This is a genomic window from Micromonospora sp. NPDC003197, from assembly GCF_053590565.1.
Genome location: NZ_JBSFTE010000005.1, coordinates 209,784 through 235,740, shown reverse-complemented (window position 1 = coordinate 235,740; position 25,957 = coordinate 209,784). Strand labels below are relative to the sequence as shown.

Annotated in this window: 28 protein-coding genes and 1 riboswitch; of the genes, 15 read left to right on the top strand and 13 right to left on the bottom strand. The window is 68.2% G+C overall.

The genetic code is table 11. The features are described 5' to 3' along the window. The 8 genes from dgoD to ACWDV4_RS08025 all read left to right on the top strand — a co-directional run bounded on the left by dgoD (window position 1) and on the right by ACWDV4_RS08025 (window position 7,775). Entirely contained in the window at window positions 1-1,149 is a 1,149-nt protein-coding gene (dgoD, locus tag ACWDV4_RS08060; protein ID WP_449975769.1) for a galactonate dehydratase, read from the top strand. Window positions 1,150-1,169: 20 nt separating this feature from the next. Then, window positions 1,170-1,805: a bifunctional 4-hydroxy-2-oxoglutarate aldolase/2-dehydro-3-deoxy-phosphogluconate aldolase gene (locus ACWDV4_RS08055; protein WP_449975767.1), complete on the top strand. Its 636-nt coding sequence runs from the start codon at window positions 1,170-1,172 to the stop codon at window positions 1,803-1,805. Next, on the top strand, window positions 1,802-2,758 hold the full coding sequence (locus ACWDV4_RS08050; RefSeq protein WP_449975766.1) for a sugar kinase: 957 nt from the start codon (window positions 1,802-1,804) through the stop codon (window positions 2,756-2,758). The genes ACWDV4_RS08055 and ACWDV4_RS08050 overlap by 4 nt, the downstream gene beginning before the upstream one ends. Before the next feature lie 41 nt (window positions 2,759-2,799). After that, the gene (gene manD, locus ACWDV4_RS08045) at window positions 2,800-4,029 is read left to right on the top strand and encodes a D-mannonate dehydratase ManD (RefSeq protein ID WP_449975764.1); all 1,230 of its coding nucleotides are present in this window, start codon (window positions 2,800-2,802) and stop codon (window positions 4,027-4,029) included. Further along, entirely contained in the window at window positions 4,019-4,582 is a 564-nt protein-coding gene (locus ACWDV4_RS08040) for a gluconokinase (RefSeq protein WP_449975763.1), read from the top strand. The genes manD and ACWDV4_RS08040 overlap by 11 nt, the downstream gene beginning before the upstream one ends. A 71-nt stretch (window positions 4,583-4,653) precedes the next feature. Beyond that, window positions 4,654-4,761, top strand: a riboswitch (cobalamin riboswitch). Between the two features lie 115 nt (window positions 4,762-4,876). Further along, a complete protein-coding gene (locus tag ACWDV4_RS08035) occupies window positions 4,877-5,806 on the top strand; it encodes an ABC transporter substrate-binding protein (protein ID WP_449975762.1) in 930 nt (309 codons plus the stop codon). A gap of 38 nt (window positions 5,807-5,844) precedes the next feature. Further along, window positions 5,845-6,936, top strand: a complete 1,092-nt coding sequence (locus tag ACWDV4_RS08030) for a FecCD family ABC transporter permease (RefSeq protein ID WP_449975920.1) — start codon at window positions 5,845-5,847, stop codon at window positions 6,934-6,936. Window positions 6,937-6,995: 59 nt separating this feature from the next. Continuing rightward, on the top strand, window positions 6,996-7,775 hold the full coding sequence (locus ACWDV4_RS08025) for an ABC transporter ATP-binding protein (RefSeq protein WP_449975919.1): 780 nt from the start codon (window positions 6,996-6,998) through the stop codon (window positions 7,773-7,775). A 45-nt stretch (window positions 7,776-7,820) separates the two neighbouring features. On the opposite strand, the gene ACWDV4_RS08020 is transcribed toward ACWDV4_RS08025, so the two are convergent. The 9 genes from ACWDV4_RS08020 to ACWDV4_RS07980 form a co-directional block, all read right to left on the bottom strand. Beyond that, window positions 7,821-8,450, bottom strand: coding sequence for a response regulator (locus tag ACWDV4_RS08020; RefSeq protein WP_449975761.1), 630 nt, complete (start codon window positions 8,448-8,450; stop codon window positions 7,821-7,823). Further along, on the bottom strand, window positions 8,447-9,808 hold the full coding sequence (locus ACWDV4_RS08015; RefSeq protein WP_449975760.1) for a sensor histidine kinase: 1,362 nt from the start codon (window positions 9,806-9,808) through the stop codon (window positions 8,447-8,449). The genes ACWDV4_RS08020 and ACWDV4_RS08015 overlap by 4 nt, the downstream gene beginning before the upstream one ends. Before the next feature lie 3 nt (window positions 9,809-9,811). Continuing rightward, window positions 9,812-10,546 carry an ABC transporter permease gene (locus ACWDV4_RS08010; RefSeq protein WP_449975759.1) on the bottom strand — a complete coding sequence of 245 codons (735 nt, stop codon included), beginning with the start codon at window positions 10,544-10,546 and terminating at the stop codon, window positions 9,812-9,814. Between the two features lie 10 nt (window positions 10,547-10,556). Continuing rightward, window positions 10,557-11,465 (bottom strand): ABC transporter ATP-binding protein, encoded by a 909-nt coding sequence (locus ACWDV4_RS08005; protein ID WP_449975758.1) that lies wholly within the window; start codon window positions 11,463-11,465, stop codon window positions 10,557-10,559. 104 nt (window positions 11,466-11,569) lie between these two features. Beyond that, complete coding sequence (locus tag ACWDV4_RS08000; RefSeq protein WP_449975757.1) at window positions 11,570-12,307, bottom strand: ABC transporter permease; 738 nt, start codon at window positions 12,305-12,307, stop codon at window positions 11,570-11,572. Between the two features lie 14 nt (window positions 12,308-12,321). Further along, the gene (locus ACWDV4_RS07995) at window positions 12,322-13,209 is read right to left on the bottom strand and encodes an ABC transporter ATP-binding protein (RefSeq protein ID WP_449975756.1); all 888 of its coding nucleotides are present in this window, start codon (window positions 13,207-13,209) and stop codon (window positions 12,322-12,324) included. Next, window positions 13,190-13,528: a transcriptional regulator gene (locus ACWDV4_RS07990; RefSeq protein WP_449975755.1), complete on the bottom strand. Its 339-nt coding sequence runs from the start codon at window positions 13,526-13,528 to the stop codon at window positions 13,190-13,192. Before ACWDV4_RS07990 ends, ACWDV4_RS07995 begins: the two co-directional genes overlap by 20 nt. Then, a complete protein-coding gene (locus ACWDV4_RS07985) occupies window positions 13,525-14,160 on the bottom strand; it encodes a transporter (RefSeq protein WP_449975753.1) in 636 nt (211 codons plus the stop codon). Before ACWDV4_RS07985 ends, ACWDV4_RS07990 begins: the two co-directional genes overlap by 4 nt. Before the next feature lie 116 nt (window positions 14,161-14,276). Continuing rightward, on the bottom strand, window positions 14,277-15,584 hold the full coding sequence (locus ACWDV4_RS07980; RefSeq protein ID WP_449975751.1) for a serine hydrolase domain-containing protein: 1,308 nt from the start codon (window positions 15,582-15,584) through the stop codon (window positions 14,277-14,279). 244 nt (window positions 15,585-15,828) lie between these two features. Between ACWDV4_RS07980 and ACWDV4_RS07975 the strand changes: the two genes are divergently transcribed. The 4 genes from ACWDV4_RS07975 to ACWDV4_RS07960 all read left to right on the top strand — a co-directional run bounded on the left by ACWDV4_RS07975 (window position 15,829) and on the right by ACWDV4_RS07960 (window position 20,780). Continuing rightward, window positions 15,829-16,443: an RNA polymerase sigma factor gene (locus ACWDV4_RS07975; RefSeq protein WP_449975749.1), complete on the top strand. Its 615-nt coding sequence runs from the start codon at window positions 15,829-15,831 to the stop codon at window positions 16,441-16,443. Continuing rightward, window positions 16,436-17,359, top strand: a complete 924-nt coding sequence (locus ACWDV4_RS07970; RefSeq protein ID WP_449975748.1) for a CU044_5270 family protein — start codon at window positions 16,436-16,438, stop codon at window positions 17,357-17,359. Before ACWDV4_RS07975 ends, ACWDV4_RS07970 begins: the two co-directional genes overlap by 8 nt. A 191-nt stretch (window positions 17,360-17,550) precedes the next feature. Next, the gene (pta, locus tag ACWDV4_RS07965) at window positions 17,551-19,620 is read left to right on the top strand and encodes a phosphate acetyltransferase (protein WP_449975746.1); all 2,070 of its coding nucleotides are present in this window, start codon (window positions 17,551-17,553) and stop codon (window positions 19,618-19,620) included. Then, a complete protein-coding gene (locus ACWDV4_RS07960) occupies window positions 19,617-20,780 on the top strand; it encodes an acetate/propionate family kinase (RefSeq protein ID WP_449975744.1) in 1,164 nt (387 codons plus the stop codon). Before pta ends, ACWDV4_RS07960 begins: the two co-directional genes overlap by 4 nt. 166 nt (window positions 20,781-20,946) lie before the next feature. Here ACWDV4_RS07960 and ACWDV4_RS07955 read toward each other — a convergent pair whose 3' ends face one another. Further along, window positions 20,947-21,540: a hypothetical protein gene (locus ACWDV4_RS07955; RefSeq protein ID WP_449975743.1), complete on the bottom strand. Its 594-nt coding sequence runs from the start codon at window positions 21,538-21,540 to the stop codon at window positions 20,947-20,949. A 102-nt stretch (window positions 21,541-21,642) separates the two neighbouring features. On the opposite strand from ACWDV4_RS07955, the gene ACWDV4_RS07950 reads away from it, so the two are divergent. Further along, the gene (locus ACWDV4_RS07950; protein WP_449975741.1) at window positions 21,643-21,816 is read left to right on the top strand and encodes a hypothetical protein; all 174 of its coding nucleotides are present in this window, start codon (window positions 21,643-21,645) and stop codon (window positions 21,814-21,816) included. A gap of 149 nt (window positions 21,817-21,965) precedes the next feature. On the opposite strand, the gene ACWDV4_RS07945 is transcribed toward ACWDV4_RS07950, so the two are convergent. The 3 genes from ACWDV4_RS07945 to ACWDV4_RS07935 all read right to left on the bottom strand — a co-directional run bounded on the left by ACWDV4_RS07945 (window position 21,966) and on the right by ACWDV4_RS07935 (window position 24,394). Next, window positions 21,966-22,874: a hypothetical protein gene (locus tag ACWDV4_RS07945; protein ID WP_449975739.1), complete on the bottom strand. Its 909-nt coding sequence runs from the start codon at window positions 22,872-22,874 to the stop codon at window positions 21,966-21,968. After that, on the bottom strand, window positions 22,838-23,887 hold the full coding sequence (locus ACWDV4_RS07940; protein ID WP_449975737.1) for a hypothetical protein: 1,050 nt from the start codon (window positions 23,885-23,887) through the stop codon (window positions 22,838-22,840). Before ACWDV4_RS07940 ends, ACWDV4_RS07945 begins: the two co-directional genes overlap by 37 nt. 303 nt (window positions 23,888-24,190) lie before the next feature. Continuing rightward, window positions 24,191-24,394 (bottom strand): DUF397 domain-containing protein, encoded by a 204-nt coding sequence (locus ACWDV4_RS07935; RefSeq protein WP_449975735.1) that lies wholly within the window; start codon window positions 24,392-24,394, stop codon window positions 24,191-24,193. 476 nt (window positions 24,395-24,870) lie between these two features. Here ACWDV4_RS07935 and ACWDV4_RS07930 point away from each other — a divergent pair, with 476 nt between their 5' ends. After that, a complete protein-coding gene (locus tag ACWDV4_RS07930; RefSeq protein WP_449975733.1) occupies window positions 24,871-25,752 on the top strand; it encodes a helix-turn-helix domain-containing protein in 882 nt (293 codons plus the stop codon). Further along, the gene (locus ACWDV4_RS07925; protein ID WP_449975732.1) at window positions 25,749-25,949 is read left to right on the top strand and encodes a DUF397 domain-containing protein; all 201 of its coding nucleotides are present in this window, start codon (window positions 25,749-25,751) and stop codon (window positions 25,947-25,949) included. Before ACWDV4_RS07930 ends, ACWDV4_RS07925 begins: the two co-directional genes overlap by 4 nt. The last annotated feature ends 8 nt before the right edge of the window (window positions 25,950-25,957 follow it).

The window sequence follows — 25,957 nt, the reverse complement described above, 5'->3', positions numbered from 1 at the left end:
ATGACGAAGATCGCAAGAGTCGAGACCTTCCTCGTTCCGCCCCGGTGGCTCTTCGTCCGGGTCGAGACCGAGTGCGGGATCGTCGGCTGGGGCGAGGCGACCTGCGAGGGCCGCTCCGAGACCGTCCGTACCGCGGTGGAACAGCTCAGCGAACTCCTGATCGGACAGGACGCGCTGCGTATCGAGGACCACTGGCAGGTGATGACCAAGGGAGCGTTCTACCGGGGTGGGCCGATTCTGGCCAGCGCGGTGTCCGGGGTCGACCAGGCGCTCTGGGACATCGCTGGCAAACGGTACGGCGCACCGGTGCATCAGTTGCTCGGTGGACCGGTCCGGGACCGCATCCGGATGTACGGCTGGGTCGGCGGCGACGAGCCGGCCGAGGTCAAGGACCAGATCAGCGCACAGCTGGAAACCGGGCTGACCGCGGTCAAGATGAACGCCTCCGGACGGATGAGCCCGGTGGCGTCGGTCGCCGAACTCGACGAGGTCGTACGGCGAATGGCCGCCGCCCGCGAGGTCCTCGGCGACCACCGCGACGTCGCCGTCGATTTTCACGGCCGGTTCACCCTGGCCAACGCCCGCCGGGTCGCCCCGCTACTCGAGCCCTACCGTCCCTTCTTCCTGGAGGAGCCGGTGGTCCCGGAGAACTCCCACCTGATCGGCGAGTTCGTCCGCTCCACCAGTACGCCGGTCTCCACAGGCGAACGGCTGTACAGCCGCCAGGAGTTCCTGCCCGTCCTCCAGGCCGGCATCGCGGTCGCCCAGCCGGACCTTTCCCACGCCGGCGGCATCACCGAGGTACGCAAGATCGCCGCACTCGCCGAGGTGTATGACGTACAACTCGCCCCGCACTGTCCACTCGGTCCGCTCGCCCTGGCGGCCTGCCTGCAGGTCGGCTTCGCCACGCCCAACTACCTGATCCAGGAACAGAGCATCGGCATCCACTACAACGTCGGAGCCGAGGTGCTCGACTACGTGCTGGACCGGACCCCGTTCCGCTTCGTGTCCGGGCACATCGAGCGGCTCACGGGCCCGGGGCTCGGCATCGAGATCGACGAACACGCCGTACGGGCGGCGGACAAGCGCGGCCACGCCTGGCGCAGTCCGATGTGGCGGCACGCTGACGGCTCCTACGCGGAATGGTGAGCAACGGAATGGTGAGCAACATGACCCTCGATCTCACAGCCGAGCTGAGGACCACCCGACTGCTGGCGGTCATCCGGGGAACCGACACCGCCGCGACGGTCGCCACCGGACTGGCGTTGCTGGCGGAGGGGGTGCGCATCGTCGAGGTCGCCCTCACCACCCCCGGGGCCCCGCTGGCCATCGAAACCCTTCGCGGGCAGGCACCGGCGGGTGCCCTGGTCGGCGCGGGCACCGTACTGACCACCGCCGACGTCGCCGATGTCGCGGCGGCGGGTGCCCAGTTCATCGTCACCCCCGCCCTCGCCGAATCCATTCCCGAGGCGGTCGGTCGGGGACTTCCGGTGTCCGCCGGCGCGCTGACACCGACCGAGGCGTACCGCGCGATCGAGTTGGGGGCGTCCGCGGTCAAGCTCTTTCCGGCGTCGGTGGGCGGACCCGCGTACCTCAAGGCGGTGCGCGAACCTTTCCCGAACATCCCGTTCGTCGCGGTCGGTGGCGTCGGCCTGGCCGAGATGTCCGCCTACCTGAACGTCGGTGCCATCGCCGTCGGCGTCGGTGGCCCACTGGTCGGCGACGCCGCCTCCGGTGGCAGCCTGGCTGACCTGCGTACGCGGGCCCGGGCGTACCTGGCCGCCGCCGAGGGGCACCGGACGTGACGGCCGTACCCGACCTGCTCACCCTGGGCGAGGCCATGGTGTCCTTCCGGTCGGCTGGTCCGCTGGCCGCAGGTGGAGCCCTGAGCATGCACCTGGCCGGCGCGGAGTCCAACGTCGCAATCGGAGTGGCCCGGCTGGGTCACCGGTCCGCCTGGGTCGGTCGCGTGAGCACTGACGAACTGGGCGAGTTCGTGCTCCGGCAACTACGTTCCGAGGGTGTTGGCGTCGGCGACGTACGCCGGGACGCCGAGCGGCCGACCGGTCTCATGTTCCTGGAGCAGCGGACCGTCGACCTGACCCGGGTGCAGTACCACCGGGCCGGGTCCGCCGGGTCGGCACTGCACACCGACGATCTCCGTGAACCACTGGCCGTCGGTGCCCGCATCCTGCACGTCACCGGCATCACCCCGGCCCTGTCCGACAGCGCCAACTCGGCGATGCACTGGGCGGTGGAGACCGCCACCGCCGCCGGGACGCTGGTCTCGCTCGACGTCAACTACCGGGCCCGGCTCTGGTCGCGTGAGCAGGCCCGGGCGGCGCTGACCCCGTTGGCCTCCCACGCCTCGATCGTCATCGCCTCCGCCGATGAACTCGATCTCGTTGGCGAGCCCGGCGCGGACGAGTCCACGGTCGCCGCGAGCCTGCTCGACCAGGGTGCCGAGGCGGTCGTCGTCAAGCTCGGCTCGGCCGGTGCCCGGGCACACACCCCCGATGGCGTACGGCACGCCCCGGCGCTGCCCGTGACGGCGGTCGACACGGTCGGCGCTGGCGACGCGTTCACCGCCGGCTATCTCTCCGGCCGGCTCGACGGCCTCGACGTCGCCGGCTGTCTGCATCGTGGGGTCACGCTCGGCGCTTTCGCGGTCTCCGGCCACGGCGACTGGGAAGGGCTGCCGCGTCGCGACGAACTGTCCCTTCTCGATGGCCACGAGACCGGAACCACCCTTCGCTAGACCACCCGAACCCTGCGGGTAAGAACAGAGAAAGGCATGCCGTGAAGATCATCGGTGCGGACGTCGTCGTCACCAGTCCCGATCGCAACTTCGTCACCCTGAAGCTCACCACGGACGAGGGCATCATCGGCCTGGGTGACGGCACCCTGAACGGACGCGAACTGGCCGTCGTCTCCTATCTGCGTGATCACGTCGCCCCCCTGCTGATCGACCGGGACCCGCACCGCATCGAGGACACCTGGCAGTTCCTGTACCGATCGGCGTACTGGCGACGCGGGCCGGTCACCATGGCCGCCATCGCCGCCGTGGACGTGGCCCTGTGGGACATCAAAGCCAAGGTCGCCGGCATGCCCCTCTACCAACTGCTCGGTGGTGCCTCCCGTACCGGCATCATGGCCTATGGGCACGCCTCCGGGCGGGACATCCCGGAGCTGTTCGACTCCATCCGCCGACACCTCGACCTCGGCTACCGGTCGATCCGCATTCAGACCTCGGTGCCGGGCATCAACGCCGTCTACGGCGTCGCCGCAAACCCCAGCATCGACGGCAAGCGGTACGACTACGAGCCGGCGCAGCGGATTCCGTTGCCCGCCGAGGAGGACTGGGACACCCGCGCCTACCTGCGCCACCTGCCCACCGTCTTCGAGGCGGTACGCAACGAGTTCGGTCCCGAACTGCCGCTGCTGCACGACGGCCACCACCGGATGACCCCCATCCAGGCCGCGAAACTCGGCAAGGCGCTCGAACCGTACGACCTGTTCTGGCTGGAGGACTGCACCCCGGCGGAGAACCAGGAGGCGCTGCGGCTGGTCCGCCAGCACACCACCACCCCGCTGGCCATCGGTGAGGTCTTCAACACTGTCTGGGACTACCAGACGCTGATCCGGGAACAGCTGATCGACTACGTCCGGTCGGCCGTCACCCACACTGGTGGGATCACCGCCATGCGGAAACTTCTCGACTTCGCGGCGCAGTACCAGATCAAGTCCGGCATCCACGGGCCGACCGACATCTCCCCGGTCGGGATGGCGGCGGCCCTGCACCTGGACCTGGCGATCCACAACTTCGGCATCCAGGAATACATGCAGCACGGACCCCTGACCAACGAGGTCTTCCGGCAGTCGTTCACGTTCAGCGACGGCTACCTGCACCCCGGCGACGAGCCGGGACTCGGTGTCGAGCTTGACGAGGAGGCCGCGGCGAGGTTCCCCTACCTGCCGGCCTACCTGCCGTTCAACCGGTTGAAGGACGGGACCGTCCATGACTGGTGACGGGCACTCGTCCGGTGCCTGCGAAGATCCACAACCTACCCGGCACGTGGTCGTGATGGGTGTCTCCGGGGCGGGGAAGACGACCGTGGCCAAAGGCATCAGCGCCCTGGCCAACCTGCGGTTCGCGGAGGCAGACGAGTTCCATTCCGAGGTCAACGTGGCCAGGATGCGCGCCGGTGTACCCCTTGGCGACGCCGACCGTTGGCCCTGGCTGCGTGACCTGGCCGCCTGGATGGCCGCTCGATCCGCAGAGGGGGTGTCCACGGTGCTGGCCTGCTCGGCGCTGAGACGGTCGTACCGTGACGTGCTGCGGCAGGGGCCACCGAGTATCGACTTCGTGCATCTCGCCGGGCATGCCGAAGTCATCCGGGGTCGGATGTCCCAGCGGTCCGAGCACTACATGCCGGCCAGCCTGCTGGACTCCCAGATCGCGACCCTCGAACCCCTACACCCAGACGAGAACGGCCTGGAACTCGACGTTTCCCTGCCGCCGGACGCATTGATCTCGGCGGCCGTCAGCCGACTCGGCCTCTGCCCGGCCGAGACGAGATGACGGCCAGGCACCAGCCGGTGCCAGCCGCTGCCGTTGGTGCGCTACGGTGCTAGCGACCAACCTGCAGCGAAGCCGGTGCGAATCCGGCGCTGTCCCGCAACTGTGATACCCCGTACCTCCGGCCCTGGCCGGGGATCTTCGGCCCGCCGCCGGGCGTGCCGAGGCAGGGGTGAGCCAGGTCGCCTGCGGTGTGGTCGCGACCAACGTTCTCGAGGAAGAGCGTCTCGCAGGCGGGCCTCGGGCACACCCGGTCCCTGTCGGCGAAGCAACGAATCCTCGACCGACAGGAGGACCATGAAGAGGCGTACGTCATTGGTTTTCGCCGCCGCGTTCGCGGCGGTCGTGGCGCTCGGCGGGTGTGCCGACAGCGCGAAGGACCAGCCATCGGGTGGGGCCAACGCTGCCGCCGGGTTCCCGGTGACCGTCGGTACGGTCACCCTCGACCAGCGACCCGAGAAGATCGTCTCCCTCTCGCCGGCCACCACCGAGATGCTCTTCGCGATCGGGGCGGGCAAGCAGGTGGTGGCCGTGGACGACCAGTCCAACTACCCGCCAGAAGCGCCCAAGAGCGACTTGTCCGGCTTCACCCCGAACGCCGAGGCGATCGCCGCGAAGAACCCCGACCTGGTGGTGATCTCCAATGATCTCAACAAGATCGTCGATCAGCTCACCAAACTGAAGATCCCGGTCTACCTGGCTTCGGCGGCGCAGCAGTTGGACGACACGTACGCCCAGCTCGCCGACCTGGGCAAGCTCACCGGGCATGCCGACGAGGCGACCGCGCTCAGCCAGCGGATGAAGGACGACATCGCCAAGCTGACCAAGGATCTGCCGCAGCGGGCCGAGAAGCTCACCTACTACTTCGAACTCGGCCCGGAGTACTACTCGCTGACCAGCAAGACCTACGTTGGCGCGATCTTCGCCCAGTTCGGGCTGGAGAACATCGCCGATGCGTCGGACGCCAACGGCAGCCACGGTGGCTATCCGCAGCTCTCCCAGGAAGTGATCGTCAAGGCCGACCCGGACTTTATCTTCCTGTCTGACACCAAGTGCTGCCAGCAGAGCCCGGAGACGGTCAAGGCCCGCAGCGGCTGGGCCGGTATCACCGCCGTGAAGAACAACCAGGTGATCCCGCTGGACGACGACGTCGCGTCGCGCTGGGGGCCGCGTGTGGTCGATCTGGTACGCGCCATCGCTGACGCGGTGGCCAAGGTGCCGGCGTGACGTTGCGCCGAGTTCGTGGTTTGGAAGGGGCCCTTCCTATACAAAAAACGGTAAGAAGGGGCCCTTCCTTACACCCAAGCCGGGGGGTGCGGGCGGCGGGATTGCGGCCGGGGTGGCTGGTTGGCGGGATTGTTGCCGTCTTCGTCGCCCTGGTTGTCGGGGTGGCGCTCGGGCCGGTCAGCCTGCCGCCGGGCAGCGTTGCTATCGAACTGCTCAACCTGCTGCCCGGGGTGCAGTTCGACAGTGGCCTGACCGAGCGCGAGATTGCGATCGTCACCGAGCTGCGGCTGCCCCGGGTGGTGCTCGGGCTGCTCGTCGGCGGGATGCTCGCCCTGGCCGGCGGCTGCTACCAGGGAGTTTTTCGTAACCCGCTGGCCGATCCGCACCTGCTCGGGGTGGCGGCCGGTGCCGGGCTGGCGGTCACCGCCGTGATCGCCCTCGGGGCGGGCGGTGGCGAGATCGGTGGGCTGCCGATCACCGCCCCGCTGGCCGCGTTCGTCGGCGCGATGGGGGCGGTGCTGATGACGTACGGGCTGGGTGCGGCGGGCGGCCGGGACCGCTCCCCGAGCACGCTGATCCTCGCCGGGGTGGCGGTCTCCGCCTTCCTCTCCGCCGGGCAGACCTACCTGTTGCAGCGCAACGCCGACAGCATCCAGCAGGTCTACTCGTGGCTGCTCGGCCGGCTGGCCACCGCCGGTTGGCGCGACGTGCTGGTGCTGCTGCCGTACGCGGTGATCACCGCGATCGTGGTGCTGCTGCATCGCCGGGAACTCGACACCCTGTCGGTGGGTGACGAGGAGGCGACCAGCCTCGGCCTGCACCCGCAGCGGTCCCGCTATCTGCTGATCGCCGCCGCCTCGCTCGGCACCGCCGCCGCCGTGTCGGTCTCCGGGCTGATCGGTTTCGTCGGGATCATCGTGCCGCACGCCGTACGGCTGCTCGCCGGGTCGAGCTACCGCGTCATCCTGCCGCTGTCGATGCTCTTCGGTGGGGCGTTCCTGGCCCTCACCGATGTGGTGGCCCGGACCGCCGCCGCCCCGGCGGAGATCCCGATCGGCGTGGTCACCGCCTTCTTCGGCGCGCCGTTCTTCGTGCTCGTGCTGCGTACCACGAGGCAGGCGTCGACATGAGCGAGGCAGGCGGCGTCATGAGCGAGGCAGGTGCCGACATGAGCGAGGCAGGCGTCGACATGACGGCAGGACCAGCGGTGGAGGCCGTCGACCTGCGGGTCACCCTGGACGGGGCGCGCATCCTGGACGGCGTCGACCTGACCGTCGCGGTCGGCGAGTGGGTGACCATCATCGGCCCGAACGGTGCCGGCAAGTCGACCCTGTTGCGCGCCGTCGGCGGCTTGCTGCCCGCCTCCGGCGCGGTCTCCCTCTTCGGTACGCCGAGCGCGAAGCTGCACCGCCGTCAGCGGGCCCGGGTGGTCGCCACGGTCGCCCAGTCCCCGGTCGTCCCACCCGGGATGGCGGTCTTCGACTACGTGCTGCTCGGGCGGACGCCGTACATTCCGCCGCTGGGGCGGGAGTCGGCGGCTGACCTGGCGGCGGTGCACGACGTACTGGATCGGTTGGATTTGACCCGGTTCGCTGGTCGCCCACTTGCGACACTGTCGGGCGGTGAGCGGCAGCGGGTGTTCCTGGCCCGAGCACTGGCCCAGGGGGCGACTCTGCTGCTGTTGGACGAGCCGACCAGCGCGTTGGACATCGGTAACCAGCAGGAGGTGCTGGAGCTGGTCGACCAGTTGCGCCGGGACCACGGGCTGACGGTGCTGGCCACGATGCACGAGTTGTCGATCGCCGGGGAGTACGCCGATCGGATGGTGCTGCTGGCCGGGGGCAAGGTGGTGGCGGCCGGTCCGCCGCGCGAGGTGCTCACCGAGGAGTTGCTCGCCACCCACTACCGAGCCCGGGTACGGGTGGTCGACGGTGCCCACGGTCCGCTGGTGGTGCCGGTCCGGGGCTGATGCCGAGCTGATTCCGAGTTGGCTGCCGATCGCAGCGAGCGCCCGTCAGTTCTGGAGCGTCAGGTAACCACGGGAGAAGGCAGCGGCTACGGCGGCTGCCCGATCGTTGACGCCGAGCTTCGCGTACGCGTGCAGCAGGTGCGTCTTGACCGTCGCTTCGCTGATGAAGAGCTGCCGCGCCGCCTCGCGGTTGGTCATGCCTCGGGCGATCAGTTCCAGGACCTCCAGTTCACGTTGTGACAGCGGCTCGGCAGCGGGCTGACGCATCTGCCGCATGAGCCGGGTCGCCACAGCGGGGGAGAGCACCGCCTGTCCCTGGGCGGCGGCCTCCACCGCCCGGAACAGTTCTTCCCTCGGCGCGTCCTTCAGCAGGTAACCGGTGGCCCCGGCCTCGATGGCGGGGAGCACGTCGCTGTCGGTGTCGTACGTGGTGAGCACCAGCACGCGGGCCGGCACCCCGCGTTTTGCCAGTTCCTTGATGGCGGTGACGCCGTCGGTCCTCGGCATCCGCAGGTCCATCAGGATCACGTCGGGTTGGAGCTGTTCCCCGACGGCGATGGCCTCCGCGCCGTCACCGGCCTCGCCGAGTACGTCGAAGCGCGGGTCCGCACTGAACATGCCACGTAACCCGTCCCGTACCACCGGGTGGTCGTCGACGATCAGGAGTGAGATCACTGGGTGCCTCCGCGCGGTATCGCCGGTACGGTCGCCGAGATCGCCGTCCCGCCACCCGGCTCCGATTCGATCTCCAGCCGGCCGGCGAGGCGCTGCACTCGTTGCCGCATTCCGGCGAGCCCGAACCCGCCGTTTGGGGAGTCGTTGCTGCGCTTGGCGGTCGGCTCGAAGCCGACCCCGTCGTCCCGTACGTCGAGGGTCACCAAATCCTCCATGTACGACAGGGTCAGGCCCACCCGGTTGGCCTGCGCGTGCTTGGCCACGTTGGCGAGTGCCTCCTGCGCCGCCCGTAGCAACGTCACCTCAACGTCGGCGTGCATGGGTCGAGGGTCGCCGGTGGTGGTCAGCGCCGCGTCGATGTGGTGTACCTCCGACCAGCGTCGGGTCACGTCGCTGATCGCCTCCGGGAGTCGGGCCTCGGCAAGCACCTCCGGCTGCACCGCGTGCACGGTCCGGCGGGCCTCGGCGAGACTGTCGCGGGCCAGGTTCATCGCGTTCGTGACGTGCCGCTGCCAACTCGCCGGCTGCGCTGCCGGCCTGCCAGTCGTCCGGTCGGTCGTCTGCACGGCCAACCTGCTGGTCGCCCCTGCGGCCGTCCATGCGGCAGGCTGGTTGGCTGTCTGCTCGGCGGCTTGGAGTTGGGTGAGGATGCCGGCGAGGCCCTGGGCCAGGGTGTCGTGGATCTCCCGCGCCATCCGCTGCCGCTCGTCCAGCACCCCGGCCTCGCGCGCTTGAACGAGCAGTTGGGCGTGTAGTCCGGCGTTCTCCTCCAGCGCCGCCTCCAGCTTGACGTTGGCTTCGTGCAGCTCGACGAGTGCCTGTCTCTGTTGGTGGTTGCGTTGGTAGCCCAGGTCTGCGAAGTGGAAGAACGATGCGGCCAGCACCATGGTGACCAGGGAGATGGTCGCCCAGTTAGTCCAGCCGTCGGCCCTGATGTCCGCCACACCACCCGTGTACGACATGCCCATGATCAGCGAAGTGGCGGCAACGCCGACGTACCGCCAGTGATGGTGCAGAAACAGGAACGCGTGGACGTAGCCGATGAAGGTGAAGATGCCGTACGCGGGCGCGAGCGCCACCAGCGTGGCCCCCAGCACCATCAGCCCCACGTAGGACAGGCCCATCAGCGGGATGTTCTGGTGCCACTGCGAGTGGGCGTGGAACCAGGCGACCCAGATCGTGGTCACGAGCGTGAGGCCGAGCACCACCGGGAGGTGGGTTTGCCCGTCCCAGATGGGTTGCAGCAGCGTGACGACGGTGCTGGCCACCATGAGGACGTACGGGAGAACCTTGATGACCGCGAACTCCCGGCGCTCATAGCGGTCGAACTTCTCGCGCAGCTCGGCCTCGATGCTCACGACCTACTCCCAGCGGAAGTATCGCGCGGCCAGCCCGCCGGCCACGATCGTCCACCCCAGCATGACGGCCACGTGCAGCAGCTGTGGCCCTTGGCCAGCGGTGGCGTCCTGCAATGATTGCACGCCCGCACCGAGTGGAGTGAAGTCGCTGATCGTGCGCAGGACGTCGGGCATCGCGTCGCGAGGCAGCCAGAGGCCGGCGAAGAAGACGATCGGAAAGAACAGCAGGGTGCCGATCGCACCAGCGCTCTTGCCGGTCGGTGCGAGCGAGGCGACGAGCAGCCCGATCGCGAACATCGCCAGCGCGGTCAGCACATAGCTGACCAGGTAGGCCGGGATCTGCCGGGGGAGGCTCACGTCGAACGCCAGCCAACCGATGGCCAGCAGCACCGCCATCGTCACCAGGGACATGATCGTGGACATCAGCAGTTGTGCGCCGAGCAGCACCGCAGGCTTGACCGGGGTGGTCCGCATCCGGCGCAGCATGCCCTTTTCGCGGTAGGTGGCGGACAACTGGGACAGGCTGTTGAGCGCGAACATGGCGACGCCCATCGCGACGATGATCGGCACGTACAGGCTGATCACCCGTACCCCGGTCTCGTCGGGTTCGCGGAACGAGGGAATCGCACCGAAAATGGCCAGCAGGATCGGCGGGAACGCGAGCGTGAAGAAGACGAGGATCGGCTCCCGGAAGAACAGTTTGGTCTCGGTGACGGTGAGCCGGGACAGAGTGGACATGCGGGTCTCCTCAGGCGTCGATGCGGCGGCCGGTGAGCGCGACGAACGCGTCTTCCAGCGAGGTCTGTTCGACCCGCAGGTCGGCGGCGGTGATCTGGTTACGGGCGAGCACGGTGGTCACGGCGAGCAGCAGGTTTTCCGTACCGGTCACCACGAGTTGGCTGCCGGCCTGCTCGACCGAGGTGACCTCGGGCAGCGCGGTCAGTACCGCCGGGTTCAGCGGTACGGAAGGCCGGAACCGGATGCGCTGCTGGTTGTCGACCCGCGAGACCAGCCCGGCCGGGGTGTCGAGGGCGACGAGACGGCCGGAGTTGATCAAAGCTAGCCGGTCGCAGAGCCGCTCCGCCTCCTCCATGAAGTGCGTGACCAGCAGGATCGTCACGCCCCGGTCGCGGACGCCCTCGATGAGGTCCCACGTGTCCCGCCGCGCCTGCGGGTCGAGGCCGGTGGTGAGCTCGTCGAGCACCGCCACCCTCGGGTTGCCGACCAGCGCGAGCGCGATCGACAGCCGCTGCTTCTGTCCGCCGGACAACCTCCGGAACTGGGTGTCGAGCTTGTCGGTGAGGTTCAGGGTCTCGATCAGCTCGCGCCAGTCGGCCGGCTTCCGATAGAAGGAGCTGTACAGCTCCATCGCCTCGCCGACCTTGAGTTTTTCCGGCAGATTGCTGGCCTGGAGTTGCGCGCCGAGTAGCTGCCGCAGCTCACCGGTGTCGCGTTGCGGGTCGATGTCGCAGACCCGAATGTTCCCGCCGTCCGGGGTGCGTAGTCCCTCGATGCACTCGACGGTCGTGGTCTTGCCGGCCCCGTTGGGGCCGAGGATGCCGAAGATCTCGCCCGGCTCGACAGCGAAACTGACCCCGTCCACCACCGTGTGGTCGCCGTAGCGCTTGACGAGGCTTTCTACCTCGATGATTGCCATGACTGAAGCGTGCCGTCGGGCAGGGCGCGCCGAATCGACTGCACAGTTAGGACTGATGTGGAACGCGGTGGGTGCTCCCCGTAGCCAACTGGTTGATGCGTACGTCAGCTGAAGCGGCGGCCCTCGTCGCGGCGGTACGCCCAAACCGCCAGCGCGGCCAGTACGACGATCCAGCCGACCAGGGCGATCAGCGAGACCGGGTTGGGGCTGAAGTCGCCGACGGCGGTCCACATCAGCTCCACCGCACCTCGGGTGGGCAGGTAGGGCGCGATGATCTCGATGAAGCCGGGTGCGTTGCCGGGGGCGGAGAGTAGCCCACCGCCGAAGGCCAGCGGGAAGAAGAGCACCTGGGCGACGGCGAGCGCCGCCTTGCTGGGCAGGGCGTAGCCGATGGCGAGCCCCATCAGGGTGAACGGGATCGAGATGAGCACCACCGAGCCCAGCCCGGCCAGGAGGCCGCCCCAGGTGATCGTCGCTTCGGTCCCCACCGCCGCGATGATCACCACCGGGATGATCGGCAGGATCAGCATCAACAGGCCGGCGAGGATGCGGCCGGCGAAGCGTGGGAACGCCCCCGCCGGCAGGGTCCGGGTGTACGGATCCCAGGGCTGGGCGCGGTCCTCGGACACGCCGATGCCGTACTGGAAGAGGTTGCTGGTCATGACCGCGAAGGTCACCATCGACGCGGTGGCGTAGGTGGCGGCGACCGGGTCGTCCCCGGCGAACGGCACCACGAAGAACAGCATGGAGACGGCGGGGAAGAAGGCGCTGCCGATCACCGCGATGGGGATGCGGATGGTCTCCAGGAGTTGGTATCTGGTGTGGACGAGGGTGAGGTGCACGTCGGGTCTCCCGGTCAGGCGGCGATTGGCTGGTCGGTGCGCGCGGTGATGGTCAGGAACGCCTCCTCCAGGGAGGTGGGCCGGATCTCCAGGTTGGCGAAGTCGACGCCGGCGGTGACCAGTTCGCGAACCAGCTGGTCGGCGTCGGTGGTCAGCAGGTGGGTACGACCGTCGGTGCGCTCGATGCTGACCACACCGGCCAGTCGGGGCAGTTCGACGGTGGTGTCCAGGCTGACCCGGCGAGCCCCGACGACGCCCCGGATCGCGTCGACGGTGTCGTCGGCCAGCACCCGGCCCTGCCCGATCACCACGACCCGTTGGGCGAGCGCCTCGATCTCCTCCAGGTAGTGGCTAGTGAGCAGTACCGTTCCGCCCTCGGCGTGGAAGCTGCGGATGCCGTCCCAGAGGGTGTGCCGGGCCTCCACGTCCAGGCCGGTGGTCGGTTCGTCGAGGAAGACCAGCTGGGGACGGCCGACGAAGGCGAGGGCGACGGCGAGCCGCCGCTTCTGCCCGCCGGACATGCCACCGGTCTGCCGTTTGGCGAGATCGGCGAGGCCGAACCGGTCGAGGAGTTCGGCCCGGGGCACCGGGGCGGGGTAGTGGGCGGAGACGAAGTCGACCACCTCACCGACCCGCAGGGTCGGCGGCAGGCCGGTCTCCTGCGGGGTGACCCCGATCCGCTGGCGGCGGGCCGGGTCCCGGGGATCGCCGCCGAAGAGTTCGACTCGGCCGGAGGTGGCCCGGCGGATGCCGACGAGCAGGCTCATCAGGGTGCTCTTGCCGGCTCCGTTGGGGCCGAGCAGCCCCACGAGTTCGCCGCTGCTGACGTCGAGATCGACGTGGTCCAGGGCCAGGACGTCGCCGAACCGGCGGGTGACCTGGTCAGCGCGGGCGAGGATCATCTTGCTCCTTGGCGTCGGGAAGGGCGAGCAGGGCGCGTACCGCTGCGGTGTATTCCTCGAAGGCCAGCCGACCGCGCCGGCTGAGGGCGACGAGGGTCGCCGGCGTACGACCGTGGTGGGTCTTGGTGATGTCGACGTAGCCGGCGTCTTCGAGCTTGCGCAGGTGTACGGAGAGGTTGCCGGCGGTCATCTGGAGGATGTCCTGGAGCCGGGGGAAGGTGATCTGGTCGTCTTCGGCGAGGGTCGCCAGGGTGGCGACGACCCGGAGCCGGGCCTGGGCGTGGATGACCGGGTCGAGTTCGGGTGGGGGTGCGCTCATGACTTCCGCCGAATTGCGGCGACCGTGCCGGCGAGCAGCAGGCTGCCCCCGCCGCCGAGCGCGATGATCAGGGCGTGCCAGCCCGGCCCGGCGATCAACCCGGCGACGTTGAGCACGATGATCCAGACACCGAGCCAGAACAGGTTGCGGTCGAGCCAGATCGCGCCACCGGCCATGAGCAGTACGCCGACGAGGCCGACCGCGCTGGCCGCCCAGAGCAGCCCTTGTAGGTCGTCGGGGAGCAGGGGGCTGATCTTGCTGTTGACGGCGAAGAGGCTGACGTTGCCGAAGAACCAGGCCAGGCCGTACCACGTGCCACGTTGGGAGGAGGCCCCGACGACCTGCCCGTACGCCTTTGCCCCGGCTCCGCCGGTGATGATGCCGGCGGCGGCCAACAGTACGAAGAGGACGGTCAGCGGCAGCCACTCGGGCAGGTCGACGAAGACCCGACCATCGGGGCCGAAGCGGAGGAAGAACAGCCCGAAGCCGACCAGCCACGCCACGCCCCACGGCCAGTGGAACAGGCGCGGGTCGGGGTTGAGTCGTCGGGACACCTCGGCCTGCTGCTCGGTGATCAGACGTAGTGCCTCGGCCGGGTCGGCGAGCGGGGTGTCGTCATCGCTGTGGCTCACGTAAAGAACTTTAAAACACAAAGTCCATGACGCGGCAAACGGGGGTCGGCGACGCCGACCCCCGGATTACCGCCCGCTGCCTCTTCTGGCAGCTCAGCTGTGCTTTCTTTGGCTGCTCAGCCCTGCTTGTGGGGCTGGCCTGACTGCGATATCGAGGCCAGCACCGGAGCGCCGGGAGCCGGGGTCATCGGCAGCGGACCAGCCGTCGTGCCCCGAAGGCTCGGGCTGTCACCCGTGCCACCGTTCGGGCCACACAACGCCGTGACGGCGAAGTCGAACATCGCGGCACTGATCGGATCAGGCTCGCCGGGAATCCAGTAGTGGGTCAGGTTCGCCGCGAACGTGACCTGCCGGCGGCCGTCCGACGAGTGCAGCGAGAGCATGCTGTGGCCGAACACCATCCCGTCGTGACCCCACACCGTGCCGCAGGGCAGGGACAACCCCACCAGGCCCAGGCCGTAGCCGCCGCTCGCCGGGATGGCGCGCATCTGCGCCAACTCCGCCGGACGCAGCAGTCGGCCGCCCAGCAACGCCCGGAAGAAGTGGTTCACGTTGGCCGGGGTCGAGATCAGCGCGCCGGCCGTACTCCCCCAGGACATGTTGTAGACGCTGAAGTCCCGCAGCTCACCTTCGTACCAGGGAACGTAGCCCTTGGCGTGCGGACCGATGATCCGGGTGTGGGTGCCGGGGAAGTACGTCTGCCACAGGCCCAGCGGCTGGATGATCCGACGGTAGATCTCGAACTGGGCGGAGCGTCCGGTGACCTCCTCCAGGATCAACCCGGCCAGGATGTAGTTGGTGTTCGAGTAGGCGAAGCTTGCGCCAGGGGTGTTGGTCGGCGGCATGTCGAGCCCGATCCGGGCCAACTCGCGGGGATCGAACGTGGCGTTGGCGTGCCGTACCACGTCCTCGGGGGTGGCGAAGAGGACCCGGTCGTAGGTGCCGATGCCGCTGGTGTGGTTGAGCAGCATCCGCACGGTCACCCCGTCGACCGCGAACTCGGGCAGGTACGTCCCGACCGGCGCGTCGAGCGCGACCCGTCCCTCCCCGACAAGCTGGAGTACGACGGTCGCCACGAACGTCTTGGTGATGCTGCCGATCCGATGCTGGAGTTCGGGGCGCATCGGCCTGCCGGTGTCGAGGTCGGCGGTGCCGCTCGCGCCCCGCCAGCTGGCTCGGTCGTCGCGTACCTCGGCGAACGCCCCCACCATGCCGGCGTCGGTGACCCGGTTGAGGGCGGCTTGTAGCTCGCTGCCGGGCAACCCGCCGTGCTGCCCCTGAGCCGGAACCGGGGTACTCGTGGCGGGGTCGGTGGCGGCTGACGTTGCGGTGGCGGCGGCCGGCGTTGCTGCGGTGGTGAGCATGGCCACCGCGAGCACAGCGGCCCCAGCGGCTCGGGTCACCTTCCCTGGTAATCCCTGCACAGTGCCTCCCCTATGGAGAATTTCGATGCGGGCTGCTGTCTCGACCCATTTGACCAAAAGCGCGCAAACTCTCCCAGCCGCGTAGATATGACGTGTCGTATCTTGGCATCTTCGTTCGGGCCGGGCGGCTTGCGCCTCCGCTCGGCACTCGACTTTCACCGGGCGCCAGTGCCCGTGCGTGAACCGTTTTGCTGGGGCCTGCGGATAACAGGGTGATGATTCCTGGCTCCGCGAAAGGTCGTGCATGAATCGTTCCAGACAAGTCGAGGCTGCCGACGTCGGCACACTGACGGACGCGGCCATCATCGAGCGGTCCGTTCGGGATCCCGAGAGATTTGCAGTGATCTTTGACCGGCACGCACCGTACATTCATCGCTATCTGGCGAGACGACTCGGCTCCGGGATCGCAGACGATCTGGTCGCCGAGACGTTCTTAGCGGCGTTCCGTCGTCGGAAGCGATTCGACACCACCTATTCGGATGCCCGGCCGTGGCTTTACGGAATCGCCACCAACCTCGTCAGCCAGCGCCGGCGCGAGGAGGAACGCGAATACCGGCTGCGGCAGGCGTACGTCCCGACGGCGAGCGAAGCCTCGCACGCCGACCGGGTCGCCACCGTGGTCACCGCGCAGTCGCTGCGCCAGACGTTGTTCGACGCCCTGGCCAAGCTTTCCGACGGCGATCGTGACGTGCTGTTGCTGATCGCCTGGGAGGAACTGACCTACGACCAGGTAGCGGCGGCATTGGCGATCCCGGTCGGCACCGTGCGCTCACGACTCAACCGCGCCCGCAAGCTGCTCCGCGAGACCTTGAGCAGCGATCCCACCAACGCAATCGAGGAGACCCTGAGCAATGGATGATCTGCGACTGCTCCGGGAAGTCGGCCAGGAGACCCCGCCGGCAACCCCCGCACAGTTGGCCTCGGCCCGTAGCCAGCTGTTGGCCGCAGCGACCGCCGCGTCCCCGGCACCCGGGACTGTCGGGCGTGCGAACCGCTGGAACTGGCGGTTCATGTTCGGCGGGTTGGCGGCCGCAGGCGTCGCGGCGGCGGTTGCCGGGGTGGTCGTGCTCGCCCCCGGTGCGCCCGACGGCGGTAGCACCCCGGATGCCCCGGTGGCCCAAGCCGATCCCGCATGGGTGCTGATGAGCGCGGCGACCACAGCGCGCCAGTTGCCCGACATCACCCCCCAGCCCCACCAGTTCGTCTATCGGCGGAGCCAGGACGGCCCGGAGATCTACGAGAGTTGGCTGTCGGTGGACGGGACTCGGGACGGTCTGGTGAAGAAGACGTCCGGCGGCGGCAGCGAACAGTCGGTCATTCCGGGTTGCCGGAACGGGCGGGCCGCCGTGGTGAAGGGGGGTCAGGTGATCGTGGGGCGGACCGAGCCCTGCACCCCGGACCCCGCGTACCACCCCGACCTGCCCACCGACGCCGCCGCCATGAAGGCGTACCTGCTCAAGAACGCGAGTGGCGAGGGCGAGGCGAACTCCATCGCCAAGGACGTGGCCAGCCTCGCCGCAGACTATCTACGTCCGCAGTCGCGCGCGGCGCTGTACGAAGCCGCGGCGACGGTGCCGGGTCTGCGAGTGGTCAAGGACGCCACGGACAGCATGGGCCGGTCCGGTATCGGCATTGCCTGGCCCACCAAGACGGCGGACGGCGGGAAGGAAATGGTCATGGTCTTCGACGCCAAGACCTATGCCTTCCTCGGCTTCGCAAAAACGTCCGCTGAGTTGGCCCTCACCGTCGTCGACAGGGTTGGCCAGACCGGCTGACCTTCCGTACCACCCGGGCGGGCTGCCCCAGAGGGGCGGCCCGCCCGGTCCTTCAGCAGAGCAGGAAGATTGCCCGCTCGGGCCGCCAGCGCCGGTTTGGCGTGGTCAACCCCGGTGACACGGGCCGACCGCCCCGGAAGTAAGGCCGTCCGACCTGGGCGGACTCCCCGAAGATCTTCTACGGTGGGTGCGTGGCGCGCAGTGTGTACCTGACCAGCGTGGGATCCGGCGGTGGAAAATCGACCATCGCCCTCGGGCTCGCGGAGTTACTGTCCCGACAGGTCGAGCGGATCGGCGCGTTCCGGCCGCTGGTCAGCGGAACCGGCCCCGACCCGATACTCGCCCTGCTCAGCGAGCGCTACCGGATCGACCTGCCGCTGACTGACCTGAGCGGCACCAGCTACGCGGAGGCGACCGCGCTGGTCGCCGACGGGCGGCGCGAGGAACTCATCGGCAGCATCGTCGAGCGGTATCGGGAGGTCGAACGGCGCTGCCCCGCAGTGGTCGTGGTGGGCAGCGACTTCGCCGACGGCGGCGACGCGGCCGGCCCCCGTGAGCTGGCCTTCAACGCCCGGCTGGCCACCGAGTTCGGCAGCGTGGTGGTGCCCGTCATCGACGGCTTCGGGCAGGATCCGGCCGCGATCGCGGCGGCGGCGCGTGGGGCGTACCACGATTTGGCGGACCTCGGGGCGACGGTGCTGGCGGTGATCGCCAACCGGGTGTCCGGCCCGATGACGCTGCCCGAGCTGCCCGTGCCCACGTACGCCATCCCGGAGGTGCCGACCGTGTCGGCGCCGACGGTGGCCGAGGTGGCGGCGGCCCTCGGCGGCACCCTGCTCGCCGGTGACGACGACGCCCTCAGCCGCGACGTGCTCGACTACGTGGTCGGGGCGGCACAGTTGCCGACGTTGCTGGACCACCTCACCGAGGGCGCGCTGGTGATCATGCCGGGCGACCGGGACGACCTCCTGGTCGGCACGAGCGCGGCGCACGTGGCCGGGCAGGTCTCGGTGGCCGGAATGGTGCTCACCCTCGGCGAGCAGCCGGACCCACGGGCGATGCGGCTGGTCGAGGCGCTGAAGCCCGGGCTCGCCGTGATCTCGGTAGCCAGCGACAGCTACGACACGGTCGCCGCCTCCAGCCGCATCGAGGGGCGGCTCAGTGCGGCCAACCCGCGCAAGGTGGAGGCCGCGCTCGGCGCGTTCGAACGCTGCGTCGACACCGACGACCTGGCCCGCCGGCTGCGGGTCAGCCGCTCCGAGCGGGTCACCCCGATGATGTTCGAGTACGACCTGATCGACCGCGCCCGGACCCGGCGTCGGCACCTGGTGCTGCCCGAGGGGGCGGAGGAACGGATCCTGCGGGCGACGGAGATCCTGCTGCGCCGGGGCGTCGCCGACATCACCCTGCTCGGCCGCCCCGACGACATCACCCGGCGTACCCGTGAACTGGGCATCGACATCGGCGGCGCGCAGGTCGTCGACCCCGCCGCCAGCGAGTGGCGCGACGAGTTCGCCGCCGTGTACGCCGAGCTGCGCGCGCACCGGGGCGTCACCGCCGAGCTGGCCTACGACATCGTCGCGCAGCCCAACTATTTCGGCACGCTGATGGTGCAGACGGGCCGCGCCGACGGAATGGTCTCCGGTGCCACCCACACCACCGCCGCCACCATTCGCCCCGCCTTCGAGGTCATCCGGACCGTGCCGGGCGTCTCGGTCTCCTCCAGCGTCTTCTTCATGCTGCTCGCCGACCGGGTGCTGGTCTACGGCGACTGCGCCGTCAACCCCGACCCGGACGCCGCGCAGCTCGCCGACATCGCCATCTCGTCGGCGGACACCGCCGCCCGGTTCGGCATCGAACCGAGGGTCGCCATGCTTTCCTACTCCACCGGCAGCTCGGGCGCGGGCGTTGATGTGGAGAAGGTCGCGGCGGCCACCAAGCTGGTCCGGGAGCGCCGGCCCGACCTGCTCGTCGAGGGGCCCATCCAGTACGACGCGGCCATCGACCCGGCGGTGGCGGCCACGAAGCTGCCCGGCAGCGAGGTCGCCGGCCGGGCCACGGTCTTCATCTTCCCGGACCTGAACACCGGCAACAACACGTACAAGGCGGTGCAGCGTTCCGCCGGGGCAGTGGCCGTCGGCCCGGTCATGCAGGGCCTACGCCGGCCGGTGAACGACCTGTCCCGGGGTGCCACCGTGCCGGACATCGTCAACACCGTGGCGATCACCGCCATCCAGGCCGCTGTCGAGGAGTCGTCATGATCGCGCCGCCCGTCGGTGCCGCCGCCCCGCAGGATGCACCCGCCGGCCGGGTCCTCGTCCTCAACTGCGGGTCGTCGTCGGTGAAGTTCCGGCTCTTCGACGGCGAGCGGGTAGTCGACAAGGGCACTGTGGAGCGGATCGGGGAGGCCGGCGGCGGACCGGTCGACCACGAGACGGCCGTCCGGGGCATCCTCGACGGGCTCGACCTGCACGGACTGACCGCCGTCGGGCATCGGGTGGTGCACGGCGGGATGCGGTTCGGCGAGCCGGTGCTGATCGACGACAAGGTGCTGACCGCCATCCGCGACCTGATCCCGCTTGCGCCGCTGCACAACCCGGCCAACCTGACCGGCATCGAGGTCGCCCGGGCGGCACTGCCGGACGTACCGCACGTCGCCGTCTTCGACACCGCGTTCCACACCACGCTGCCCGAGACCGCCGCGACCTACGCGATCGACCGGGACACCGCCGAGCGTTACGGCATCCGGCGGTACGGATTCCACGGCACCTCACACGCGTACGTGTCGAGGCGTACCGCCGAACTGCTCGGCCGCCCGTGCGCGGAGGTGAACACGATCACCCTGCACCTCGGCAACGGGGCGAGCGCCTGCGCGGTGGCCGGTGGCCGGAGCGTCGCCACCTCGATGGGGATGTCCCCGCTGGAGGGCCTGGTGATGGGCACCCGCAGCGGCGACCTGGACCCGACCGTCATCTTCCACCTGCGCCGCGAGGGCGGACTCTCGGTCGACGAGATCGACGACCTGCTCAACCACCGCAGCGGGCTGCTCGGCCTGGCTGGCGTCAACGACATGCGCGAGGTGCTCGCCCGCCGGGCCGGCGGCGACGCGGCGGCGACCCTCGCCTTCGACGTCTACTGCCGGCGGATCACCGGCTACGTCGGGGCGTACTACGCCCTGCTCGGTCGGGTGGACGCGATCACCTTCACCGCCGGTGTCGGCGAGCACGCCGCGCCGATACGCGCCGCAGCCCTGGCCGGGCTGGACCGCCTCGGCATCGCCGTGGACCCGCAGCGCAACGCCGGCACCGGCGACCGGGTCATCTCGCCGCCAGACTCGGAGGTGACCGTCTGCGTGATCGGCACCGACGAGGAACGCGAGATCGCCCTTCAAACCCGCACGGTGGCCGACACGGCTGGCTGACCAGGGGCGTGGGGGGCGGCGCGTTCACAAACCTTGGGCTCGAATGTCGAGCTTCCCAACCTGGCCAGACAACTAAACCCTTATAACCCACAAAGTACGTGAATCAGACGTCCCTAAGTGGGGTTTCGTGTTCGCGGCCACCCCGCCCCTGGTTGGCGACGGGGAGTCAGGGCGTAGGCATGAGGCCGATGGCGGCCAGCAGAGTTGGGATGGCCAGCAGGATCACGCCCAGCACCACGGGTGCCCCGAGCACACCGAGGACGGCGACGCCTTTCCGAAGCCCGAAGCGCCGCGAGTAGGAGATCGTCAGGACGCCGTAACCAATTGCAAGCACCAGGAAGAAGAGCACGTAACCGATTCCGGCGATGTCGATCTGGTTGGCGGTACCCGCCAGGCCCGAGACCATGCCGACGGCTTGCGCCACGCTGCCGACGGCGTACACGCCCAGCAAAGTAAACGCTCCCCACAACAACACGCCCAGAAGTGCTGGAGAAAGAACCCTCGGGCGTTTGGCGACCGACAACAGTGCCACCGCCGCTCCCACCATCTTCAGCCCGGCGACAAGCCAGTTCATTACGGCGATCGCGGAAGCGTACTCGGTATAGGGGCCGTCGTCGAAGCGGTCGGTCATTTCGAAGACGACGTTGACGACTGCGAACCCGATGCAACAAAGGGCCATCAGACGAGCGATGACGACGACACCGGTGCCGGGCCGTGCAGGGGCTAGGGGACGATCGCTGGCGAGAGCCGTGGAAGTCATGGCGCCACCCAACACGAATCCTGCAGCCGACTCCTCCCTCCCGCGAGGGAGATCGACATCGCGGGTTAGCGCCGGAGAGGGAGTCTCGGGAACGGGCGGAACGTGAGCGCGCTACGCCATATCGGCGTCACGACGAACATCTGTAGCCACGTCATGCCGGCCGAACTGGCGCTGTCTCGCCAGCGGCGCGGTGACCACCGGAGCGGGGCGCGGGTGCTCGGCCCGGGCGACGTTCTCCATGCCATGCTTCGAGACAAGACCGCCTATCAGCCCTGATCAGTTCACGTTACCCGGAACCCCAGCGGCCGATGCCACGCGTCGAGAGCAGACCCCATCGCTAAGCCAGGCGCTGCTGCACCCTCTAAAGAGCAACTGGACGGGGGAGTCGCCATCCGGAGAACTGCTCCCCAAGGGGGTGACCAGCCCTACTCGGCTGCGTAGGCCCGCAACAATTCAGCGGTGTACGCCGTGGCCAGTGCCTGCACGAAATCACTGGGAAGCGCGCCCCTGAGCGCGTCAACGGCCAAGGCAACGCCAGGGGAACGTGGCCGGCTGAACAGTTCGTTCAGGTGCTCCACACCCTCCCGCACACTGACACCGGCCATCTCATCAGCGGCGATCTCCCGCAGCCGCCGGCCGACCTGATCGGCCGGTTCAGCCTGCATCAGGCGAATGACGTCGCTCGCGTCCTTTGCCTTGAGCCGGTCCCTGCGGCCACGGGCGGCATCGTCGAACCGCTGCCGTAGCTTGTGCGCCTTGGCCACGAACAGCGCCGCTGCTCCAGCCACCGGGACCATCACCGCACGGTCGTCAACCTCCGGCTCCAAACTGGAGATCAACACGTCACTCTGGTCTGCTACCGCTGCTTCCAACCCGGGTGTCCTGCGTGCAGCGTTCCTGCCGTGATCAGGAAGGTGCGCCGAGCGGCGCCCCTGACCGGCTAGTGCCTCGGGTACAAGCAGGTCGACCGGAACCTCCACGGTCCTGCCCTCGACTACTGTCGAAGTGGACCAGATTCCGGGCTCATCGGTTAGGTAGAACCCAGCAGCCCGCATGGCGCCAATGATTTCTGGCTCAGCCCCAAGGACCCGAGGGTCCAGTGCCAGGTCTGCATCGGTGGTGAACGGGGCGACGCTCGCATCCAACTCGGCACCACCCGTGCGGACGTAGATTGCCTGAGCCCCTGCCAAGATGATTGCCTTGCGATGGTCCGCCAGAGCATCGAGGGCATCAAGTAGTACTCGTCGTGCTGCTACGTACAGCGGAGCGGTCGCGGGGCCAGTCATGCGCACGGATTTTATACATCGGACACCGGTAAACCTGGTAAACGCCACTCACGCTCGTGCCCGCGCATCCAGTCCAGCACAGCCTCGCCCTCAGCCGGCAGTCGGCCGTTGCCCCCCAAGCAATCCAGCACCAACTGACTCAATGCGACATGTCGCATGCCCTGGACATCTCGGGTGCGCTCGACTTGGTAGGGGTCGTCCTCTGCACGTAACAACACAACATCTGCCCCGCGCTGCGCTGGAAGTAGATGAGCTAACCGACGCGCCTCGTCTGGGTCACGGACATAGAGGACCAGCTGTGTTGGCGCAACGACCGGAGCGATCTCCGCTGCGGCGAACGAACCCGTGACCACCATATCCAGCCTGTTTCCCGTGATTTTTCGATACAGGGTCTCCGCACCCATCGGCGAGATGAACAACCCGGTGGCGTTGTTGAGGAACAGGTTGTAACGCTCAGCTGCAGCCAGGAGCAGCGCCGGCCAGTCGACATCCATGACCATTCCACGCCGGCTTCGCTCGATCATTGCTTGGTCATCAAGAGATTCCAGCAGCTTGGAGACGTAGCCTGCGGTCAGGCCGCTCACGTTGGCGAGGTCCGTCAACCGATATGGCGGAGCGAAGTCGACAAGCAACCGAACCAACCGACGCGCCTTGGCCCCGTGCAACCGAGCCGGCGGTTTGGGGGACGGGTTGGGATCCCGATCAGCTCCCTGCAATCTGATGTAGACAGCTGGACGATCAATCCGAAAACGGATGTTGCCGGTCAAATCAAGATAGGACCAATCGGACTCCTCTAGGAGGGCTCGCGTCCGGGGACTCAGCCAGGGCGCAACCACCAAGACCGATGCGCCGCGCATCAACCGGCGTACAGGTCCAGACAGGCTCTCGCGCATCTTGGTGATGTTCCGAGGTGTGATCGAACTTCTCGCCTCGACCAGGATCAGCCCGTAGCCACTGTTCTGCTCTCGGAGCTGCCACAGTGCTTCGGGAGCCTCGAACGGCCCCTGCCCGTCCAGAACCGCGTCGCTTAGCTCGAAGTGCGGAGGCAGTAGCTCGCGCAACGCCAACCTCGCCTGTGTGAGAACCTCGGCCTCTGACCCCATCAACATGGTAAAAAGTTTCCCACGTGGCCGAGTTTCTTGTTCCCAGAAACTCGGCTTGTCAGGAAAATTTATGGCGCACCGGGGTAGTTTTATGCGCCAGGAAACTCGACTGAACCGACGGAGAGCCCTTGGGTGAGCCCCTCTGGCCGTGGGCCCTTGGGGAGGTCTGCCAGCGCCATTTGGCGTGGTTGGCGCTGGGCGAGTATGGCGACCGCCCCCCCGGCGCAGGTGGCCAGGGGCGGTCGGGTGGCGGGGGCGGAGTCAGTGGGCGTGACGGATCGTCTTGGTGGCGGTGACGAAGGTGGCCCAGGCGGTGGGGGTGAAGGTGAGGGCCGGGCCGGTCTGGTCTTTGCTGTCGCGTACGGCGACGATGCTGGTGAGGTTGTCGGCGACCTCGACGCACGCGCCGTTGTTGCTGCCGCTGCGGGTGCTCTTGCGCCAGTGTGCGCCGGACAGGTTAGCCATGGTGCACTTCCGCGATGATTTTGCTGACCATGCCCTTCGATTGTTGCGCGGTGCGTCTTGTGGCTCGTTCGATGCTACGCACTTTCAGGGGGGCGGCGGGGCTTGGCAAAGTCGGGACTGTGTCCGGTTTGCGGGATTGGGGCAGTGCGCCTTGCCCCCTCGGTCTTGGTGATCATGACGCTATGGACCTAACCCGTCGGTTTTAACGTCCATAGGGTCATGATCGCCTGGTCGGGGCGGAGTGAGTTCGTCGATATCCGGGCCGCAGCGTCAGTGTCGATGGTTTGTGAATAGGTGTTGCTGTCGGGGCTACAGCAAGTGTTCACAAACCCTGAGTTGGGGGCGGGGGTAAGTGGGTGCTGGTCTGAACATGACTTATCCGGCTGTTCCTGGTAGCAGTCCGTGTCGGTAACCTGTGCATGCGTCTGGAACATTGCCGATGTTGGAGCGAGGGTGGAAAGGTAAGGAGACCGCTCTTGTCGATCAGTCCGCTCGTTCGTCGTCGTAGGTTGGCCCGAGAGCTGCGCGAACTGCGCGAGGGTGCTGGGCTCACCGCAGAGGAGTTGGCCCGCAGGATCGGGATGTCGCGGCCGAAGCTGTCCCGCTTCGAGACTGCGGATCGAGTGCCCTCGGTGTCGGACGTCAACGCGATCCTCAGCGAGTTCGGCATCGACGGCGAACGCTGGCACGAGCTGGTGCAGATGGCCAAGGATGCTGGCGAACGTGGTTGGTGGGAGTCGTACGGCGCGGACATGGGCGAACGTCAGGCCATCTACGCAAACCTGGAGCACGGCGCGGTCAGCGTGCGGGAGTATCAGCTCTTCGTGGTCCCAGGTCTGTTGCAGACCCCGGAGTACACCCGGGCTCGGGCGGTCGCATCCAAACAGGCTCGGTTGCCGAACACGAACTTGGAGCGGTCCGTCGACGCCAAAATGATGCGGCAACGAATGCTGGCCCGGCCGGGTGGACCGCGCTATGAGGCAGTGATTGAAGAGGTGGCGGTGTGTCGTCCAGCCGTGCCGCCCGCAGTGATGCGTGAGCAATTGTTGCACCTGGCGACGCTGGCGGAGAGTTCGGACGGGATGACCGTGCGGGTCCTGCCGCAGCGAGCTGAATTGCGCGACTTCTGGTTGCCGCGCAGCCCGTTCAGCCTCTACCGCTTCCACGGTGGTGATCCGGATGCGGTCGCTGTCGACACTGAGAGTGTGGATTTGGTCTATACCGAGACCGGCGATGTCGCGCCGTACGCGGACCTCTACGACCGCATTTGGGAGGCCGCCCTCTCCGGCCCGGAAAGCGCGGCACTGCTTCGGCGTGAAGCAGACAGGATCGCCCAGCGAGGAGAATCAACACCATGAACAACTACCTGCCCTCAGACTGGCGGAAGTCCAAGCGGTCCAACGCCAATGACAACTGCGTGGAGGTGAACGTGCAGCCGGCTGGTGTGGGTATTCGTGACAGTAAGGCCGGCGCTGGCGGTCCTCACCTCGACTTCCCCCGGTCGGCGTTCGCCGCCTTCATCAGGGAGGTCCAGACAGGCGGGCTCGTGCCTTAGCGCAAGCT

What these genes read in the sequence shown, in the direction of transcription:
- dgoD (WP_449975769.1), top strand. Translation starts at nt 1, where the DNA reads ATGACGAAGATCGCAAGAGTCGAGACCTTCCTCGTTCCGCCCCGGTGG.
- ACWDV4_RS08055 (WP_449975767.1), top strand. Translation starts at nt 1,170, where the DNA reads ATGACCCTCGATCTCACAGCCGAGCTGAGGACCACCCGACTGCTGGCG.
- ACWDV4_RS08040 (WP_449975763.1), top strand. Translation starts at nt 4,019, where the DNA reads ATGACTGGTGACGGGCACTCGTCCGGTGCCTGCGAAGATCCACAACCT.
- ACWDV4_RS08035 (WP_449975762.1), top strand. Translation starts at nt 4,877, where the DNA reads ATGAAGAGGCGTACGTCATTGGTTTTCGCCGCCGCGTTCGCGGCGGTC.
- ACWDV4_RS08025 (WP_449975919.1), top strand. Translation starts at nt 6,996, where the DNA reads ATGACGGCAGGACCAGCGGTGGAGGCCGTCGACCTGCGGGTCACCCTG.
- ACWDV4_RS08010 (WP_449975759.1), bottom strand. Translation starts at nt 10,546, where the DNA reads ATGTCCACTCTGTCCCGGCTCACCGTCACCGAGACCAAACTGTTCTTC.
- ACWDV4_RS08005 (WP_449975758.1), bottom strand. Translation starts at nt 11,465, where the DNA reads ATGGCAATCATCGAGGTAGAAAGCCTCGTCAAGCGCTACGGCGACCAC.
- ACWDV4_RS07995 (WP_449975756.1), bottom strand. Translation starts at nt 13,209, where the DNA reads ATGATCCTCGCCCGCGCTGACCAGGTCACCCGCCGGTTCGGCGACGTC.
- ACWDV4_RS07990 (WP_449975755.1), bottom strand. Translation starts at nt 13,528, where the DNA reads ATGAGCGCACCCCCACCCGAACTCGACCCGGTCATCCACGCCCAGGCC.
- ACWDV4_RS07975 (WP_449975749.1), top strand. Translation starts at nt 15,829, where the DNA reads ATGAATCGTTCCAGACAAGTCGAGGCTGCCGACGTCGGCACACTGACG.
- ACWDV4_RS07970 (WP_449975748.1), top strand. Translation starts at nt 16,436, where the DNA reads ATGGATGATCTGCGACTGCTCCGGGAAGTCGGCCAGGAGACCCCGCCG.
- ACWDV4_RS07960 (WP_449975744.1), top strand. Translation starts at nt 19,617, where the DNA reads ATGATCGCGCCGCCCGTCGGTGCCGCCGCCCCGCAGGATGCACCCGCC.
- ACWDV4_RS07955 (WP_449975743.1), bottom strand. Translation starts at nt 21,540, where the DNA reads ATGACTTCCACGGCTCTCGCCAGCGATCGTCCCCTAGCCCCTGCACGG.
- ACWDV4_RS07935 (WP_449975735.1), bottom strand. Translation starts at nt 24,394, where the DNA reads ATGGCTAACCTGTCCGGCGCACACTGGCGCAAGAGCACCCGCAGCGGC.
- ACWDV4_RS07925 (WP_449975732.1), top strand. Translation starts at nt 25,749, where the DNA reads ATGAACAACTACCTGCCCTCAGACTGGCGGAAGTCCAAGCGGTCCAAC.